Genomic DNA, 17,665 nt, shown 5'->3' with positions numbered 1-17,665 from the left:
GGTGTCGATGAACCTCCGAGGCCGCAGCACGGCGCGTCGGACGATCTCGGCGGGGGCGTGCGTCCTCCTCGTCGGCGGCGCCGCCTCGGCGTGCTTCGCCGAGCGGTCGGCGATGCCCGCCGTCCGGGACTTCCTGGTCGCCTGGGAGGTCGGCAACTACCCGGCGGCCGCCGGGCACACCACCGGCGCGGACCGGGCGCAGGTCGCCGCGGCGCTCGGCGGGGTCCGCAGCCAGCTCGACGCCGCCTCGCTGAAGCTCGACATGACGAAGATCGTCAAGAACGGCAAGACCGCCACCGCGCAGTTCGCCGTCAAGATCGACCTCGGTGAGAACGGCGAGCCCTGGACCTACACCAGCTCGATGAACCTGCTCCAGATGGGCGACGGCTGGAAGATCCGCTGGGACCCGTCGATCATCCATCCGCTGCTGCGCCAGGGCCAGCGTCTCGCCGTGGTCACGCAGGTCCCGGCGCGCGCGTCCATCCAGGACCAGAACGCCCGGACGGTGCTCAAGGCCGTCCCCGCCGACCTCGTCGGCGTCGTCCCCGGCCAGCTGCGCAACCCGAAGGCCACCATCGACCAGATGGTGAAGACCACCAAGATCGAGGGCGGTCGGCGGCTGGACGGCGAGCGGCTGCTCGGCCGCGTCCAGTCCGCGCCGCCGCAGGCGTTCCTGCCGCTGCTGACGCTCCAGCGGTCCAGCGGCGACACCCTGATCGAGCGGCTGAAGCGGGTGGACGGCCTCCAGTTCAAGGTCGTCAGCGCGCCGATCCAGTCGCAGTTCGCGCCCGAGGTCGTCGGCGAGCTCGGCGCGGCCACCGCCGACCGGCTGCAGCAGGTCGGCGCGCCCTACCAGCCCGGCGACACGATCGGCGTCAGCGGGCTCCAGCTCCTGCTTCAGCGCCGGCTCGCGGGCACCCCGTCGATCGAGGTCGTCGCGCAGGACGCGAGCGGCTCCAGCGTCACCCCGCTGCACTCCTGGCCCGGCAAGGACCCGGCCCCCGTCGTCACCACCCTGGACCGCAAGATCCAGCCGCGCGCCGACCAGGCCCTCGCGGACGTCAAGTACCCGGCGTCCCTGGTCGTGGTGCGGCCCGGCACCGGCGACGTGCTGGCGGTGGCCAACCACCGCACGCACGGCCGCGACATGGCCATGGAGGGGCACTACCCGCCCGGCATGGCGTTCTCGTTCGTCACGGCCGACGCGCTGCTCCAGAACGGCGTCACGAAGGACACGCAGGCCGAGTGTCCCGCGACGGCGAACGTCGGCGGGCAGACGGTGTCCAACCCGTCCGGCAAGGCGGCCCGGACGAGCACCCTCGAACGCGACTTCTCGGTGACCTGCGCCACGACGCTGGCGCAGCTCGCCACCAGGCTCCCGCCGCAGGCGCTGACCCAGTCGGCGGCCCGGTTCGGCATCGGCAAGGACTGGGGCGGCATCTTCCCGTCCTACGGCGGGACGGTCCCGACGCCGTCCAACGACGGCCAGAAGGCGCTGGTGGCGACCGGGCAGGGCGGCGTCACGACGTCCCCGCTGGCGATGGCCGCCGCGGCCGCCGCCGTGTCGTCCGGGCTGTGGCGGCCGCCGTTCATCACCAAGGACCCGGTGGACACGCCGTCCGCGCAGGCCCAGCCGCTCAACCCGATCGCCGCAGGCGACCTGAAGCGGATGGTGCGCCGGGCCGTCCAGACCGGGTCCTCGAAGGACGCCAACGTCACCAGCGGCGGCCAGGTCTCGGGCGTGAGCGCGGTCGTGAACTACCAGGAGGGCGGCCAGACCAAGACCGTCTCCTGGTTCGTCGGCTTCCGCGACGACATGGCGTTCGCGATCGCGGTCGAGGGCAGGGTGAACGCGGCGAAGATCGCCGCGACGTTCCTCACCGGCACCACGCCGTCGCCGCCGAGCAGCACCAAGCCCCCGCAGGGCACGAACCCCGGCACCGGCGGTCCCCGGCAGCCGTCCGGCGGCGGCCAGAACCAGCCGGGCCGGAACCAGCCCACGGGCAACCCGACCACCCCGAGCACGGACCCCACCCGCCACCGCTGAGCGGCCCGCGTGGGCACACTCAGTGATCGGTCGCTGGCTTTTTGTCATTCCTTGACGCGGTGGACGCAACCTCCCGCGGCCTTCCCGGCGTCTTCCCGGGTGACTGAGATCCCGCTCGGGGGGTTGCGGGACTCGGTCGCCGTGATGAGACCAGAGCCTCGTCTCGGGGGAGGCTCTGCCGTCCGGACCGGCCCGACCCTGCCGGTCGGCCCCGGTGGGCGCGCGACACGTTCGCCGCCCACCGGGGCGTCACTTTTTCCCGTCCCCCGGGAATCCCGTTGGCATCCGGCGCGTTGACCTACTAGTGTCTGGTGATGGACGCCCCGGCGTCCGACTTCTTGACAAGTCAACATGGGGGTGACCGGTCTCGACTTCGGTAGTTCGGGACAGGGGAAGCGGGTCGAGGGTTGCTGTCGTGACCTCGTAAATCCTGTGACAGCAAACCTATAACTGCCAACAAGAAGCAGTCCGAGTTCGCTCTCGCCGCCTGAGGCGAGTAGCGACTCTGCCGGCCCGGGTACGTCTCCGCCCCGGGATCCGGCATCATCAGGAGACTCCACTCTTCCACCCGGTCGCGGGGTGGAAGAGAACATCCAACAGCGACTGAGCCCGTCGGCGACTCGCCTGCGAGAGCGCCGGGGCTGAGAAAACGTCAAGCAGGCTGCACCCGGAGAAGCCCTGCCTCATCACCGAAGGACGCGGGTTCGATTCCCGCCACCTCCACGAGATCAACTGGCCTCTGACCTGCATAGACAGGTCAGAGGCCAGTTGCGTTTCACGACCTCGCCGCAGCCGTGAGGGCTGGCGGGTGAGCGACGACCCGACGGTTACCTCCAGGACTGCCGCGGACGGTGGTTGCTTCCGCCCGAGGTGCCTGCTCCCGAGCCGTCGGGCCGCCGACCGGCCGCGTCCGGGAGCGCGGGCTCGTGCCGTAGCGGAAGTGCTGGTCGCGTCCCTGCCGCTTGTGGGGTCAGGGGGTGGGAGCGGGGCCGTAGAGGTGGATCAGGCCTCGGTAGTCGCCGAGGCCGAGGGTGGACGGGTCGGTGTTGCAGGCGGGGAGGACCGGGGCCAGCGACAGGGAGTCGTGGCCGCTCGGGACGTGGGCCAGGCCCAGCAGGTGCAGGGACTCGTGGGTGGCGACCGAGACGGCGTCGTAGTGGGACGGCGGGCAGGGCGTCTTCGGGGTGCCGGGCGGGGTCTCGGACATCCACCAGGCGACGCCGTCGGCGCGCATCGCTATGTCGGCCTCGACGATGTGGGTGCCGCGCCGCCACACGCAGGTGATGGCGAGCAGGCGCGACGCGGGGTCCGCGAAGTTCAGGAAGCCGACGGTGTTCACGCCGTCGGAGTCGCCGCAGGTGCCGCCGGCGTCGATGCCGGGCGGCTTCGGCGTCCGGGAGTCGATGGACGCCCTGATGTTCGGCGGAGGGGAGAACACGCCGCGCTTGTCGCAGTCCGTCACGGCGTGGGAGGCCCTGCGGATGCCCTCCGGCAGGGACCAGTCGAGCGCCGTGGAGTTCGGCGCGTACTGCTGCAGGTGGACCGTCGAGCCCTTCGGCCAGGAACCCCGGCTCACGTAGGTGGCGTCGGTGCAGGCGTCGTCGGTCGCGCGCCGTCGGGACGGCTCGGACGGCGCCGTGGCGTCGCTCGCGATGACGCGTCCGTCGGCGCGGTGGGAGAGCGTGAGCTGGGCTGTGCCGCCGGTCGTCGTGACGTAGGCGGTGACCGAGAGACCCTTGGCCGGGATGCGCGCGCGGGCGACGCCGTAGGCGGCGCTCAGCCTCCCGCGCGCCTCGCACTCCAGCTTCACCTTCGCGCGCGGGGGAGTGCTGAGCCGGAGCCGCCTGGCCTCCTGGGCGCAGGGTGTGCGGGCTTCGGCCGGACGGGCCGTCGCGGACAGCGTCGCGGCCAGGCAGAGCCCCGTGCCGATCGCCGCGGTCAGTCGTTGCGATTCCCGGCGCGCCGACATCAGGGACCAACTCCTTGCGTTCGTGGGTGTGGCCGCCGGTCCGGGAGCGACGGACGGAGTCGAGGAGCGGCGGAGACGGAGAGAGAGGTGGGCGGCGGGACGGAGCGAGGTCCGCCTCCGCCGCCTCGTCATGCCCGGAGCGCGCCGAGCGGAGCGCCGGGGAACCGCGCGGTGGCTAGTAGCGGGCCAGGTACGAGCGCGCCACGTACTTCTTCACCCACGCGGGCTTGACGCCGCCGTGCAGCTGGGCCCAGCCGTGGGCGGAGTGGCACCTGTCGGCGAACACGATCTTGCCGTTCGGCAGGGTGCCGAGGATCTTCCCGCGCGGTGTCAGGCGGACGTGCACCCCGTGCCGCGCGTGCACCGTGTAGCGGCAGACGGGCTCCGCGGCCGCCGTCCTGCCGGCCGCCGGGACGGCGGTGTGCGTCGCCGCCTCGGCCGCCCCGGACGCCAGCAGGGTCAGGCCCCCCAGGCCCAGCCCCGTGACCGCCAGGGCGATGCTCCGTCGTGCTGTCGCTCCCATGTATCTCCTCCTCGATCGCGCCGTCGCTTGGGCGACGTGCTTCAACGTGACTGGGAATTCCCGACATATGGCATGGCTAGGCCCGCAGTGCGCCAAGAAATGCGAAACATCTCGGGGCCGCGGAAGGCGCGGGCGGCGCGGGACGGGAAGGGCCACGCATTCGACGGCGTGTCGCGGCGAACGCGGAAGGCGCCGCGGCCGGATGGCGTGTTGATGCGGTTTGGCTGAGGAAAAGCAGATTTGTGTTATGAAGAAGTGTCATAGGAGCGTCAAATCTGAGTGATCAACGCGCTAAGGGGGCCGTTGAGGGTAGAACTCGGCGCGCGGTGCCTGTTGAGTGTCGCAAGAGCCGCGCTCACCGGAGTGGGGCTCGATCGAGATTCTCCTACTGTGTACAGAAGGGCTTCGGCATGAAGCGACTGGTGGCAACGGGTCTCCTGGCCCTCACGACCGGCGGCGTGCTGCTGAGCGCGTCCCCGGCGATGGCCGACTACGACGACAACGGCGCCGGCAACGGCAACTCGCAGAACGCTCAGATCCTGGGTGTCCAGACCTGCCGCGCGATCGACGTCGCCATCATCGGCGCGGCGATCCACAACATCCTGGGCCTCGACGACGAGTCCGGTGACTGCGCCAACGGCTCGAACTCCCGCTGATCTCGGCCTTTCCGGGCCGGGGGCGAGTTCGTGGCGTCCCCGGCCCGATCGCTTTCACCGGGCGGACGACCGCCCGGTGAAAGCCGCTTGAAAAACGGCGCCGCGGGCTCGTCCCGCGGCCCGTTCGCTTTTCCGGCCGTGCTCCCACCGCGCGGGTCCCTTTCCGGGGCGCCGACCGCGCGGACGGTCAACGCTCGTCCATCGTCCGCACGCTGTTCGACAAAGTGCGGTGGCGGTGCGCGCGCCCTTCACGGGCGGCGTGTGATGCTCGCCAGCAGATCGCGAACCCGAGCGAAGAGAACCCCCGGAGGGATGGGTGTCCCGAGTGTCCCGGCCGCCCGCGCCGCCCGGGCCGTCTCGCTCCCGGCCGATATCCGAAGGTGGCAAGACGGTGTGCCTGGCTTCCAGTCGTCACGCTGTTCCCGCGCATTCTCCGCGCGCCACCTGTTCGTACTACGAACGGTCGGTACGGCTCGTGCGCGAGCATTTTCGGGACGGTTCGCCGGAATGCCGTCCGGTACGGCCGGAGCCGGCGGTCCGTCCGGAATCGGCGCTGCCGGAGCCGACAGCGCTGCCGGAGCCGGCGGCCCGTCCGGAGCCGGCGGTACGGCGGGCGTTCTCCGCATCGTCCGCGCGGCCACTGCGCCTACCGCGCTCACCGCGCTCACCGCGCCCACCGCACTCACCGCGGCCACGCACGCGCTTGTCGCGCCCACCGCGGCCACGCACGCGCCCGTCGTGCCCGGCGCGCCCGCGGACGGCCCGCACGGCCTGGCTTTTCTGTTCCCGGGAAGGACGTCGATTTGGGAGCTCAGGGGCTTGCCGCCCTCGGCACGGCCGAGGAGACCGCGACTTTCCCGCCGGCCGTCCAGGACCCCGCGGCCGGCCCGGGAGCCCGGCGGTCGGCGCGGCGCCGGTTCCCGGCGCGCGCCTGGATCGTGTCGCGGCTGCCCGTCACCGGGTACCGCGTGTCGCTGGCGGTGCTGGACTTCGCGGTCGCCGGCGGGCTGGTGCTGCTGTGGAGTGACTCCGCCGCACGGGCCGTCCTCACCGGGACGTTCCTGGTGGCGTTGCAGGCCGCGCTCGCGGGATACCGGCCGCGCCGCGGCCCGAGCCTGGTCGACGAAGTCGCGCCTACCGCGTCCCGCGTGCTGCTGGCCGACCTCGCCGTCAACCGCGTCCTGCTGGCGCCCGGCCCCGCGGCGCTGCCTCTCGCGACGCTGCGGATGCTGGAGTTCGTCCTGGCCGCGACGCTGCTGTCCCTCGCCGGGCGCATGCTGGTGTTCGACGCCGCGCGGCGGTTCCGGCGCAGGCCCGGACGGCTCAGGGCGACGGCCGTCATCGGGGCCGGGGGCGCGGCCGACCGGATCGCCGAGCACCTCGACCGCAACCCGGAGCTGGGGCTGGCGGTCACGGCCCGCATCGACCCGCACGAGATCGACGAGCCCGGCCTGCAAGCGGCGGCGGCCGGGGAGTGGCCGCAGCTCACGCGGGCCCTGCGCCGGGCGCGGACGCGCGTGGCCGTCGTGGTCTGCGAGGGCGTCGACCCGGTGCGGATGGACGGCGCCGCCCGCGCCGCCGCCCGGATCTCGGGCGAGGTCTGGGCGGTCGTGAGCACGCCGGGCGTGGTGCCCGCCGGGGCGCGGGGCCGCGAGTTCCTCGGCGGCGTCCCGGTCGCCCGCGTTCGGGACGCCGCGCAGGTCACCCCCGCTCAGCGCGCCAAGCGGATGTTCGACTTCGCGGTGGCGTCCGCGCTGGTCATGGCGCTCGGCTGGCTCATGCTGGCCTGCGCGGTCGCCGTCCGGATCGAGGGCGGACGCGGCGTGCTGTTCCGCCAGCGCCGCGTCGGACGCCTCGGCCGCGAGTTCACGCTGGTCAAGTTCCGGACGGTCCGTCCGAGCACCGAGCACCACGGGGACACGAGCTGGTCGGTCGACCACCATCGGCTGGTGGGGCCGGTGGGCCGGTTCCTGCGCAAGACCTCCCTGGACGAGCTGCCGCAGCTGTGGAACGTCATCCGCGGCGACATGAGCCTCGTCGGGCCGCGTCCCGAGCGGCCCCACTTCGTCGCCACGTTCAGCTCGTCCGTCCCGAACTACGGGCTGCGGCACCGGATGCCGGTCGGGATGACCGGCTGGGCCCAGGTGAACGGGCTGCGCGGCGACACCTCGATCGAGGACCGCGTCCGTTACGACAACTACTACATCGATCACTGGTCGTTCGCCGCGGATCTCCGGATCCTGCTGATGACCGTCCGGTCGGTGATCGTGCGGGAAGGCCGGTGACCGGTCGATGAATCCGCCAGTACCCACCGACGATCCACCCGGTTCCGCATGACGGGCGCGCAGTCGCCGGCCGCGGCCCGGGACCGGCGTCCGTGCCACCGCACCCTCCCGCAGCAGATCCACCTCCCGCGCAGGCAGGGCCGGGGGCCGCGCCACGGCCGGACCTCGACGCTCCGCCGGCTCCCCGGGCCGCGCCCCTCGTGGCTCGTCGCGGCGACCGTGCTGAGCGTGGCCGCACCGCTGAGGGACGGCCCGGTCGGTTCCGGCACGCACGCCTCGACGGGTGACGCCGCCAGTCTCGTCCTCGTCGCGGTCGCCGGAGCGCTGTGGCTGCGGGACCGTCCCCGCACCCGTGCGCGCGTTCCCGTCGCCGTCGCGCTCGTGCTCGCGGCGCTGGTCGTCGCGGCGGCCGTCTCGACGATGTGCTCGCCCGACACCGGCACGAGCCTGGTGGGCTGGGTGCGGGAGACGCAGGTCCTCGTCCTGGTGCCGCTCGCGGTCGCCGTCTCGCTGCGCGACCGGCGGGACGTCGCGGTCGTCGCCGGGGCGATGATCGCGCTCGGCGCCGGCGAGGCCGCGTTCGGCATCTGGCAGACGGCCACCCGCCACGGCGCGTCGTACGGGGGACGGCTCGTCCGCGCCGTCGGGACGTTCGGGGCGCTGGACGTCATGGCGATGGCGACCGTCTGCGGCATCGCGCTCATCATGGCCGTCTCGCTCGCGGTCACCGCGGACGGCCGGCGGCGCCGCGCCGCGCTGCTCCTGGTCGCGGCCGTCCTCGGCGCGGGGCTGCTCTGCTCGCTGAGCCGGGGGAGCTGGATCGCGGTCACGGCCGGCGTCCTGGTCGTCCTGCTGCGGTTCGACGCCAGGCTGGCCCTGCGCGCCTGCCTCTGCGGCGTCGCGGCGCTCACCGTGCTCGTCGGCGGGTTCGGGATCGGCTCGGGGACGGTCGCGGAGCGCACGCAGTCCATCGTCGGCGCCGCCCGGAACCCGGACCGCTCGGTCGGCGACCGGTACGCGCTCTGGAACACCGCCGAAGCGATGTGGCAGGACCGCCCCGTCACCGGCGTGGGCGTCAAGAACTTCCCGGCGTTCCGCGACGCGTACGCGCCGCCGCAGCTCTCCGGGGCCAGCGACACCGACGACCCGGTCACCGGCTACGTCCGGGAGCCGCTGCTCTCGCCGCACGACCAGTACCTGCTGATGCTCTCCGAACAGGGGCTCCTCGGTGCGGGCGCGTTCCTGCTCCTCGTCGGCGGCGTGTCCGCCGGGCTGTGGCGCCGGGCCCGGCCCGCGGACGGGCACTGGCTGCTCTGCCTGGGCGTCCTGACGGCGACGGCGGTGAACTTCCTCTACGCCGACATGGGCGGGCCCACCACCGTCCTCATCGGCGTCGTGCTGGGCCTCGCCGTCCGTCACGCCGGTCCCGTCCGGACCGTCGCCACGGCCGACGTCCCCGACCGGCCGGAGCGCGCGCGGTGACCACCACCGGAACCCCCGCCGTCCGGACCCGGGACGCCGCGTCCAAGTCCGAGGTCCTCTCGGTCGGACGCGCCGCCGCGCTCTCGGCGGTCCTCGTCTGCGCGGGGACGGGCATGGGGTTCGTCCGGGACCTGCTGCTCGCCCACCACTTCGGCGCCGGTCCCAGCACGGACGCGTTCCTGGTGTCCTGGACGGTCCCGGAGACGGTCTCGCCGCTGCTCATCGAGGACGCCATGGCGCTGATCATGGTCCCGGTCGTGACCCGCGCGATGCTGCGGCCGAACGGCGTGTCGCGGCTGGCGCGCCGGGTCGCGCCGCGCCTGGTCCTCGTGCTGGCGCTGCTGTCGGCGACCGTGATGCTGCTGGCCCCCTGGCTGGTGCGGATCGCCGCGCCGGGCGTCCACCAGGCGTCGGCGGTGACGTGCCTGCGGCTCACGGCGGTGACCGTCCTGACGTTCGGCGTCACGGGGTTCATGAGCGCGACCCTGCGCCCGCACCACCGGTTCGGGCCGCCCGCCGCGATCTACCTCGCCTACAACATCGGCATTCTGGCGATGCTGCTCACGCTGGCGCACTCGTGGGGGATCACCAGCGCGGCGCTCGGCGTCGCCTGCGGCAGCCTGTTCATGGTCCTCGTGCAGCTCCCGGCGTTCGTCCGGGTGCTCCGGCGGGATCGCGGGGCGGCGCCCGACCGCGCCGCCCGGCCCCACACCGAGCAGGCCCGCGCGGCGGCGCGCGTGGAGGCGCGGCACGTGCAGATCGCGGCCGCCGCGCCCGTCGTGACGTTCACGCTGGTCCGGCAGTCGCAGGTGCTGGTCGAGCGTTTCTTCGGGTCGAGCCTCCCCGAGGGGACGATCTCGCACCTGAACTACGCGCAGAAGGTCGCGCAGGTGCCGATGATGCTGGCGCTGCTGGTCGCGACGGTCACCTTCCCGCGGCTCGTCCGCGCCCACCTGGACGACGACGCCGGACGGCTGCGGCGGCGGATCGAGGGCGACCTCACGGTCGTCGCGCTGCTGATCATCGCGGCCGTCGCCTACCTGTGGACGTTCGCGCCGCTGATCACGCGCGTGATGTTCCAGCACGGCGAGTTCACCCATGCCGACTCGGTGAGCACGGCGCGGATCCTGCGGGTCTACTCGCTCGGGCTGCTCGCCCAGTGCGCGCTCGGGGTGAGCGTCCGCGCCCTGTCGGCGGGACGCCGGCCGAGCTGGCGGACGCCGCTCGCGATGGCGGCCGGTCTCACCGTGACGTTCACCGTCGCCGCGCTGTTCAGCGCGAGCCGCGGGGCCGGGGCGCTGGCGGCGGGCAACGCCCTCGGGATCAGCGTCGCCGCCGTCCTGCAGCTCGTGACGGTGCGCCGGAAGGTCGCGCCCATCCGGTTCGGCCTCCTCGGACGGCGCCTCCTCGTGACCGCGGGCTGCGCCGTCGCGGCCGGGTTCGCCGCCGACCGGGCGACGCGGCTCGTGGCCGGGCACGCGGCCCCGATCGTCCGGCTGCTGGTGGGCGGCGTGGTGCTGCTGGCGGTCATGGCGGCGGCGCTGGCCGTCGCCGCCCTCGTGACCGGCGCCTTCCGGGACCTGCGCGGCGGGACGGCGGGCCCGGACGCGGCGGCGCCCCCGGACGCGCCGCAGGCCAGAACGGACGGAACAGGCAGAACGGGCGGAACGGACGAGGCCGGGTCGGCTCCGCCCGCGGGATCACTGCCGGCCATGCGAAGGGTGAACGGCTGATGGGCATCGTCTGGACGACCAGGATCCGGCTTCCCGGCAGGGCGCGGCCGAGCGGGGGAGGGCACCGCGCCGGCGAGGGCCGGACCGGGCCGGACACATCGCCGCCGCTCGGAAGCGCGGAGCCCGGCGCCCTCGCCGCGGACGAGCCGCCCGGCGACGAGCCGCCCGGCGACGAGCCGCCCGGAGAGGAGCGGCGCGGAGACGAGCAGCGCGGAGACGAGCAGCGCGGCGACGCGCCGGGCCGGATGCCGCCCGTGCTGATGTACCACTCGGTGGACCACTACCGCGAGGATCCGCACCTGATCACCGTCACGCCCGACCGGTTCCTGCGGCAGATGCGCTGGCTGGAGGCCAACGGGCTGCGCGGCGTCGGCGTCGGCGAGCTGCTCGCCGCCAAGGCCGCCGGACGGCACCGGCGGCTGGTCGGGCTGACCTTCGACGACGGCTACGCCGACTTCGCGGGCCAGGTCGTCCCGGTGCTGACGCGGATGGGTTTCACGGCGACGGTCTTCATGGTCACGGGGGAGATCGGCGGGACCAACTCCTGGGACGACGGCCCCCGCAAGCGCCTGATGAGCGCCGAGCAGCTCCGCGCGATGGCGGGGTGGGGGATGGAGGTCGCGTCCCACGGCGTCCGGCACCTGTCGCTTCCCGAAGTCGGCCACGGCGAGCTCGTCAGGGAGCTCCGGGAGAGCCGCAGTCAGCTCGAAGACCTCTTGCAGCGGCCCGTGACCGGATTCGCCTATCCGTACGGGAATGTCACGTCCCGCGAGGCGGCGGCCGTCCGGGAGGCGGGCTACGACTACGCCTGCGCCATCTGGACCTCGGGCGCCGACCGGCACGCGCTCGCCCGCACCTACGTCGGCGAGCGCGACGACCCGCTGCGGATGCGGCTCAAGTTCGCCCGCCACCGGTTCCGGCAGAGGAGGCTGGCATGACCCGCGTCCTGCACCTCATCACCGGGCTCGGCCTCGGCGGCGCGGAGCACCAGTTGCTGCTGCTCGCGCGGCACCTGCCCGTCCAGTGCGAGGTGGCGGTGCTGGCCGGGCCGACGACGCTGGCGGGCGAGCTGCGCGCGCTCGGCGTCCCCGTGCACGACCTGAACATGGCCCACAACCGGGACCTCTCGGTCCTGCCGAGGCTGGTGTCGCTGATCCGGCGCGGCGGGTACGACGCCGTCCACACCCATCTGTACCGGGCGTGCCTGTACGGCAGGGTCGCCGCCCGTGTCGCGGGCGTGCGGCGCATCATCGCCACCGAGCACTCCCTCGGCGACGACCACATGGAGGGCCGCAGCACGAGCTGGCCCGTGCGGATGATGTACCGCGCGACCGAGCGGCTCGGCCACACCACGATCGCGGTGTCGCCCACCGTCGAGCGGCGGCTGCGGGACTGGGGCGTGCCGGAGCAGCGGCTCGTCACCATCCCGAACGGCCTGGACCCCGCCCTGTTCGCGTTCAGCTCCGAGGCGCGCGAGCGCGTCCGGGCCGAGCTGGGCCTCGCCCCGGAGGACTTCGTCGTCGGGACGGTCGGACGCCTCGTCTCCACCAAGCGGATGGACGTCCTGATCGACGCGGTCGCCCAGGTGCCCGAGGCCAAGCTGCTGATCGTCGGGGACGGCCCGGACGCGCCCCACCTCCAGGCGCGGGCGTCGGCGTCACCGGCGAGCGCCCGCATCGTCTTCACGGGCGCGCGGCAGGACATCGGCGCGCACCTCTCCGCGATGGACGTGTTCGCCTCGCCCTCCGAGCACGAGACCTTCGGGCTCAGCGTCCTCGAAGCGCTGGCGAACGGGCTCCCGACGCTCTACACGACCTGCCCGGCCCTGGACGACCTGGAGAGACCGGAAGTCCTGGCCCGGCTCGACGACCCGGCCGGACGGCCCGCTCCCGACGACCCGCCGGCCAGGCGCGTGCCCGGCACCGCCGAGGACTACGCGGAGGCGATCGGCGAGCTTCGGGACGGGCCGCAACGGCCGCGCCCCTGCGCCGGCGCGGCGCGGGCGTACGCGGTCGACGGCCTCGTCGCCCGGCTGGTCACGCTCTACCAGGCCGACCACCCCGGCCCCATGACGACTCCCGAGGAGGCACACCCATGACCACCGCGCACACCGAGACGGCCGAGAACCGCCCGGACGGCGACGCCGGACCCCCGCCCGCCCGCCCGCGCGGCCCGCTGCGCGCCACCGCGCTGCCGCTGCTCATGATCGCGATCGGCGCGGTCGCGGGGACGGCGTACGGGCTGGCCACGCCCCCGACCTACGAGGCGTCCGCGCACGTGCTCGTGACGGCCGACCGGACCGGCGCCGGTCCGGACGCGGTGAACTACGCGCAGGCGTACGGGCGGCTCGCGAGCCTGCCCGAGACGCTGGCCTGGGCGCCGTCGCCGCCGTGGGGGAGGTCGGTGGACGCGGCGGCGCGCAGCGTCCACACCTCCACGTCCCCCGACACGCCGCTCATCCGGCTGATCGCCTCCGCGTCCCGGCCGGACCGCGCCGCCACGCTCGCGAACGCCGCGGCCGCCGCGCTCGTGCGCTACGGCAGCGTCCACCAGCAGGACACGGGCGTCCGGGTCGTGCTGATGAGCAACGCGCTGGTCCCGGCGGACGCCAGCTCCCCCAAGCCCGCGCTGGACATCGCCGTCGGCGCGGCGGCGGGCGGGCTGCTCGCGGCGCTCGCGGCGCTCGCGGGCGTGCAGTGGCCGCAGCGCGGGACCCGCCGCCGCACCGGCGACACCGCCCGGCCGTCCGGCCGCCGGCACCGTGCTGAGCAGGCCGCCGCGGAGGCCGGGCAGTGAGCCTTCACCCCTCCTCGCACCCCTCCTCGCTCCGGACGGACGCCGCCCGGTGGCACACCGGCGTGCACCGCGACGACTCCGCCTGGGAGGTCCTGCGCGAGGACTGGGACGACCTCTACGAGCGCAGCGGCGCCACGCCGTTCCAGTCGTTCGCGTGGAACGCGGCCTGGTGGCGGCACTACGGCGGCCCCGGACGGCTGCGGCTCGTCACGGTCCGGCGGGACGGCCGGCTCGTGGCGCTCGCCCCCCTGACGCTCCGGCGGCGCTACGGGCACCGCGTCCTCGCGCCGCTCGCCGCCGCCCAGAGCGACCACACCGACGTGCTGATCGATCCCGGCCACGCGGTGACGGCGGCCGGGCGGCTCGCCGAGGCGCTGCTGGACGAGCCGGGCTGGAGCGTCCTGGACTTCCCCGAGGTCATGCCGAACGGCGCGGTCGCGCGCCTCGCCGAGCACTGGTCGCCGCCGAGCCGGCGCGAGCCGTCCTCGGTCTGCCTGTGCCTGCCGGCGTGCGAACCGGCGGAGTTCACCGCCCGGTTCCCGCGCCGGACGGCGGGCAAGCTCCGCGCCCGGCTCCGCAAGATCGAGGCGCACGGGCTGGACGTCCGGCAGATCGCGCCGGACGAGGCGCGGCGCGCGGTCGGCGAGATGCTGCGCCTGCACCACCGGCAGTGGCAGGGGCGCGGGATCAACGCCGAGCACCTCCGGCCGCGCTTCGCCGCGATGCTGACCGACGCCGCGGCCTCGATGATCGCGTCCGGGCAGGCGGCGCTCACCGAGTACCGGCGCGGCGGCCTGCTCGTCGCGAGCGACCTGGTCGTCATCGGCCCCGACTGGGTCGGCGCGTACCTGTACGGCGCGGAACCGGGCCTGCGCACCGGCATGGACGTGTCGCTGATGCTGCTCACCAACGACCTGCGGCTGGCCTGCGGGCAGGGCCGCCCGTCCCTGAGCCTGCTGCGCGGCCAGGAGGAGTACAAGCTCAAGTGGCAGCCGACGCCCGTCCAGAACGAGCGGATCGTCCTGTGCCGGTCCGCGCGGGCGGCGGGCTACCTGGGCCTGGTGGCGGGCCGGGGACGGCTCACCCGGATCCGCCGGGCGGCCCGCGCCCGCGCCGCCCGAGCCGCCGGCCCCCATGACTGACGACCTCGCTTCCGGCGAGACCTCCGCCGGGCTCGGGCCGCAGGGGCGGGCGCTGCGGGTGCTGCACGTGTCGCAGCCCACGACGGGCGGCGTCGCGGGTTACCTCGCGCAGACCGTCGCCGCGCAGCGCCGGCGCGGCTGGCAGGTCTCGGTGGCCTGCCCGCCGGACGGCACCCTCCCGCAGGACGCCGGCGACCAGGGCGCGCTCGTCGTGCCGTGGCGGGCGTCCCGCGCGCCCGGTCCCGGCACGCTGGACGAGGTGCGCGACCTGCGCCACATCGTCGGTTCGCTGCGTCCGGACGTGGTCCACCTGCACTCGTCGAAGGCGGGGCTCGCGGGACGGCTGCCCGGCGTCGCCAGGGGACGCCCCGTCCTGTTCCAGCCGCACGGGTGGTCGTGGCTGACCGGCAGCGGGACGTACGCGCGCGCGAGCGCGTGGTGGGAACGGTGGGCCGCGCGCCGCGCCGACGCGATCGTGTGCGTGGGGGAGGGCGAGCGTCACCAGGGACTCGAAAAGGGCATTCGGGAACGGATGTGGACGATCCGGAACGGCGTCGACCTCAGCCGCTTCCGATCCGCCGACGAGCAGGACCGCAGGCAGGCCCGGGACCGGCTGGGCCTTCCCCCCGGCGCGCCGCTGGTGGTGTGCGTAGGGCGCGTGACCAGGCAGAAGGGCCAGGACGTCCTGCTGGACGCGTGGGAGCGGGTCGCGGCGGCCTGCCCGGACGCCGAACTCGCGCTCGTCGGATCGGGCGACGCCCTGGACGGACTGCGGCAGCGAGGCGGGGAACGCGTGCGCTTCGTCGCCGAGGTCGCGGACCCGCGCGACTGGCTCGCGGCGGCGCACGTGGTCGCCGTGCCGTCCCGCTGGGAGGGGCTGCCGCTGGTCGCGCTGGAGGCCCTCGCGGTCGGACGCTCCGTCGTCGCGTCGCGGATTCCCGGGCTGGTCGAGGTCGTCACGTCCGAGGTGGGGGCCCTGGTGCCGTGCGAGGACGCGGACGAGCTGGCGCGAGCGCTCGCGCTTCGCCTCCGGGACTCCGATCTCGTCGCGTCCGAGGAGAAGGCGGCGGGCGTGCGCGTCCGCGACTTCGACATGGCCGAGACGCAGCGGCGCCTCTGCGCGCTCACGCTCGCCGTCGCGATGGGGACCGCCGGGGCCCCCGCGCTGGAGAGCCCCGTCCCGGTCACCTAGGAGCAGCCGCGCGCTCGCTGCGTGGACGTTCCGCCGACCGCGAGCGGCTTCGACGGCTGGGCGATGTAGGCGGACGCGCCGACCACGGCCTGCCCGGGCGGCGTCGGCGGCGCGAGGGCCGTCGGTGACGGCGTGGGCTCGGCCGAAGACGACGCGACCGCCGCCGTCGGCGCGGACAGCGCAGGCGGAGGGGTGGTCGCGCGCGGCGCGACCGGGCTCACTTGAACCATCACGGTAGGACGCTCCGGACACTGCGCGTTCGGCGCCGGTGACGCGGATGGCGCGTTCGGCGCGGGTGGCACGACCGGCGCGGGCGTTGCCGCCGCCGCGGGCGTGGGTTGCGTCGGCAAGGGCGACTGCGTGGACGGCCCCGGAGGCGGTGTCATCGGCGGTGCCGCAGCAGTCGCTTCCGACGACTTCGGGATCTGGGCCGTCGATGAGGAGTCGGCCGTCCCGGACGGCACGGGTGCAGTCGTCGGCGTCGGTGACGGTGTGGCCGGGGCCGCGGGCGGCGTCGCCGGGACCGTGGACGCGGGCGGCGTCACAGCCGCCGGCGGAGGAGCGGTCGCGCGCGGAGGAGCGGTCGGTTGCGGCGCCGGGAGCGTTCCAGGCGGGACGTGCACGTGCGGGATGTTCGGCACGTGCGGGATGGGCGGCACCGGCGAAATGGTCGGTATCGGCGGAATGGTCGGTATCGGCGGGATCAGCCCCGGCTTCGTCGGGACCTGCGAGCCCGGCGGCGGTGTCGGCGCCGTCGCCGGCGGGGTGGCCGGTGGCGTCGCAGGCGGCGTGGACGGCGGCGTGGACGGCGGTGTGGCCGGCGGCGTGGACGGCGGGGCGGGCAGGCCGCGTCCGCCGAACAGCTTCCGGTACACGGCGGACGAGCTGGGATTCCGGCGGCAGCCCCAGACGCCGTGCGGGCAGTAGTCGGTGACGGTCTGGTAGACGACCCGGTGCGTCGAGATCCAGTGGTACATCCCGGCCACGAAGGCGGGGTCGTCGGAGTTTCGGAACAGGCCCCACTCGGGGAACGACAGGGGCTTGCCGTGCGCCGCGCCGAAGCTCGCCTGGTCGGCCAGGCCGTAGGGCTCGTTGACGAAGTCCTGGAAGTCGGCGCCCTCGGGCTGGTCGTAGTTGTCCGAGCCGAGGATGTCGACGACGTCGTCGCCGGGGTAGCAGCGCGTCCAGGGGATGACGTCCCGGCCGCGGCTGGCCGTGAAGTCGAACCGGAAGCGGGCCCCCGGCACCGAGCGCATCACCGCGACGATCCGCCGCCAGTACACGCGCCACCGGTCGGGGTTCGGGGCGCACCGGCTGGTGTAGGTCTCGCCGTTCATCTCCCAGCCGGGGACGATGACGGCGTCGGCGCCGCCGCCGCTCACCATCCGGGCGGCGAGCTCGTGGAAGTGCCCGTCGTAGGCGCCGGTCGCGCCGATCGACAGCTGCGCGGACACGGCGCCGTCGCTCAGCCGCGCCTCGTTCCGCGGCAGCATCGGGACGTTCAGGACCAGGAGCTTGCCGGGATTGGCGCGCTTCCAGCCGAGCCACGGCCGCAGGACCTCGGGCGCGCCCTCGATGTCCTCCCACCGGTTTCCGGGAAGGTAGGTGTGGCCGACGTCCACCGGCGAGCCGAGCCACCGCTCGAAATCGGGGACCTGCCGCACCCCGTCGTCGCCCGACCCGAGGAACGCGCCGAGCGGAACCGCGTGCTCGGCTTGGCCGGCGGATTGCGTGGACCCGCGGAAAGGCGAGCCGACGCCAAGCATGAGGAAAACGGTCACCGCCGCGAGTGAGATCGCACCCCAAGTCTTCGGAGAAGTGGGTATGGGCGGAATAAAAC

Annotated in this window: 13 protein-coding genes and 1 other RNA gene; 11 read left to right on the top strand and 3 right to left on the bottom strand. The window is 74.4% G+C overall.

The features are described from left to right. Window positions 1–7 precede the first annotated feature (7 nt). Both ACFPCY_RS24030 and ssrA read left to right on the top strand, forming a co-directional pair. Window positions 8–2,047 (top strand): penicillin-binding transpeptidase domain-containing protein, encoded by a 2,040-nt coding sequence (locus ACFPCY_RS24030; protein ID WP_378258733.1) that lies wholly within the window; start codon window positions 8–10, stop codon window positions 2,045–2,047. A 353-nt stretch (window positions 2,048–2,400) separates the two neighbouring features. After that, window positions 2,401–2,773: a transfer-messenger RNA gene (gene ssrA, locus ACFPCY_RS24025) on the top strand. 244 nt (window positions 2,774–3,017) lie between these two features. On the opposite strand, the gene ACFPCY_RS24020 is transcribed toward ssrA, so the two are convergent. Then, on the bottom strand, window positions 3,018–4,016 hold the full coding sequence (locus ACFPCY_RS24020; RefSeq protein WP_378258731.1) for a M10 family metallopeptidase domain-containing protein: 999 nt from the start codon (window positions 4,014–4,016) through the stop codon (window positions 3,018–3,020). Window positions 4,017–4,191: 175 nt separating this feature from the next. Then, window positions 4,192–4,539: a hypothetical protein gene (locus ACFPCY_RS24015; RefSeq protein WP_378258729.1), complete on the bottom strand. Its 348-nt coding sequence runs from the start codon at window positions 4,537–4,539 to the stop codon at window positions 4,192–4,194. Window positions 4,540–4,949: 410 nt separating this feature from the next. On the opposite strand from ACFPCY_RS24015, the gene ACFPCY_RS24010 reads away from it, so the two are divergent. The 9 genes from ACFPCY_RS24010 to ACFPCY_RS23970 all read left to right on the top strand — a co-directional run bounded on the left by ACFPCY_RS24010 (window position 4,950) and on the right by ACFPCY_RS23970 (window position 15,825). After that, entirely contained in the window at window positions 4,950–5,195 is a 246-nt protein-coding gene (locus ACFPCY_RS24010) for a hypothetical protein (RefSeq protein ID WP_378258728.1), read from the top strand. 803 nt (window positions 5,196–5,998) lie between these two features. Next, the gene (locus ACFPCY_RS24005) at window positions 5,999–7,480 is read left to right on the top strand and encodes a sugar transferase (RefSeq protein WP_378258726.1); all 1,482 of its coding nucleotides are present in this window, start codon (window positions 5,999–6,001) and stop codon (window positions 7,478–7,480) included. Between the two features lie 228 nt (window positions 7,481–7,708). Then, window positions 7,709–8,962: an O-antigen ligase family protein gene (locus ACFPCY_RS24000; protein ID WP_378258724.1), complete on the top strand. Its 1,254-nt coding sequence runs from the start codon at window positions 7,709–7,711 to the stop codon at window positions 8,960–8,962. Continuing rightward, complete coding sequence (locus tag ACFPCY_RS23995; RefSeq protein ID WP_378258723.1) at window positions 8,959–10,695, top strand: lipid II flippase MurJ; 1,737 nt, start codon at window positions 8,959–8,961, stop codon at window positions 10,693–10,695. The genes ACFPCY_RS24000 and ACFPCY_RS23995 overlap by 4 nt, the downstream gene beginning before the upstream one ends. Further along, on the top strand, window positions 10,695–11,633 hold the full coding sequence (locus ACFPCY_RS23990; protein ID WP_378258721.1) for a polysaccharide deacetylase family protein: 939 nt from the start codon (window positions 10,695–10,697) through the stop codon (window positions 11,631–11,633). The genes ACFPCY_RS23995 and ACFPCY_RS23990 overlap by 1 nt, the downstream gene beginning before the upstream one ends. Next, window positions 11,630–12,793: a glycosyltransferase gene (locus ACFPCY_RS23985; protein WP_378258719.1), complete on the top strand. Its 1,164-nt coding sequence runs from the start codon at window positions 11,630–11,632 to the stop codon at window positions 12,791–12,793. The genes ACFPCY_RS23990 and ACFPCY_RS23985 overlap by 4 nt, the downstream gene beginning before the upstream one ends. Beyond that, window positions 12,790–13,491: a YveK family protein gene (locus ACFPCY_RS23980; RefSeq protein ID WP_378258717.1), complete on the top strand. Its 702-nt coding sequence runs from the start codon at window positions 12,790–12,792 to the stop codon at window positions 13,489–13,491. The genes ACFPCY_RS23985 and ACFPCY_RS23980 overlap by 4 nt, the downstream gene beginning before the upstream one ends. Then, window positions 13,488–14,633 carry a GNAT family N-acetyltransferase gene (locus tag ACFPCY_RS23975; RefSeq protein WP_378258715.1) on the top strand — a complete coding sequence of 382 codons (1,146 nt, stop codon included), beginning with the start codon at window positions 13,488–13,490 and terminating at the stop codon, window positions 14,631–14,633. The genes ACFPCY_RS23980 and ACFPCY_RS23975 overlap by 4 nt, the downstream gene beginning before the upstream one ends. Continuing rightward, a complete protein-coding gene (locus tag ACFPCY_RS23970; protein WP_378258713.1) occupies window positions 14,626–15,825 on the top strand; it encodes a glycosyltransferase in 1,200 nt (399 codons plus the stop codon). Before ACFPCY_RS23975 ends, ACFPCY_RS23970 begins: the two co-directional genes overlap by 8 nt. On the opposite strand, the gene ACFPCY_RS23965 is transcribed toward ACFPCY_RS23970, so the two are convergent. Continuing rightward, on the bottom strand, window positions 15,822–17,591 hold the full coding sequence (locus tag ACFPCY_RS23965; RefSeq protein WP_378258711.1) for a glycoside hydrolase family 26 protein: 1,770 nt from the start codon (window positions 17,589–17,591) through the stop codon (window positions 15,822–15,824). The two genes, ACFPCY_RS23970 and ACFPCY_RS23965, sit on opposite strands and share 4 nt — an antisense overlap. Window positions 17,592–17,665: the final 74 nt, after the last annotated feature.

Source organism: Actinomadura gamaensis, assembly GCF_042652125.1.
Lineage (GTDB): Bacteria > Actinomycetota > Actinomycetes > Streptosporangiales > Streptosporangiaceae > Spirillospora > Spirillospora gamaensis.
Note: the sequence above shows the minus strand (reverse complement) of the source record. Positions and strands in the feature narration are given on the sequence as shown.

What these genes read in the sequence shown, in the direction of transcription:
- ACFPCY_RS23980 (WP_378258717.1), top strand. Translation starts at nt 12,790, where the DNA reads ATGACCACCGCGCACACCGAGACGGCCGAGAACCGCCCGGACGGCGAC.
- ACFPCY_RS23970 (WP_378258713.1), top strand. Translation starts at nt 14,626, where the DNA reads ATGACTGACGACCTCGCTTCCGGCGAGACCTCCGCCGGGCTCGGGCCG.
- ACFPCY_RS24020 (WP_378258731.1), bottom strand. Translation starts at nt 4,016, where the DNA reads ATGTCGGCGCGCCGGGAATCGCAACGACTGACCGCGGCGATCGGCACG.
- ACFPCY_RS24015 (WP_378258729.1), bottom strand. Translation starts at nt 4,539, where the DNA reads ATGGGAGCGACAGCACGACGGAGCATCGCCCTGGCGGTCACGGGGCTG.
- ACFPCY_RS23990 (WP_378258721.1), top strand. Translation starts at nt 10,695, where the DNA reads ATGGGCATCGTCTGGACGACCAGGATCCGGCTTCCCGGCAGGGCGCGG.
- ACFPCY_RS23965 (WP_378258711.1), bottom strand. Translation starts at nt 17,591, where the DNA reads ATGCTTGGCGTCGGCTCGCCTTTCCGCGGGTCCACGCAATCCGCCGGC.
- ACFPCY_RS24030 (WP_378258733.1), top strand. Translation starts at nt 8, where the DNA reads ATGAACCTCCGAGGCCGCAGCACGGCGCGTCGGACGATCTCGGCGGGG.
- ACFPCY_RS23985 (WP_378258719.1), top strand. Translation starts at nt 11,630, where the DNA reads ATGACCCGCGTCCTGCACCTCATCACCGGGCTCGGCCTCGGCGGCGCG.
- ACFPCY_RS24010 (WP_378258728.1), top strand. Translation starts at nt 4,950, where the DNA reads ATGAAGCGACTGGTGGCAACGGGTCTCCTGGCCCTCACGACCGGCGGC.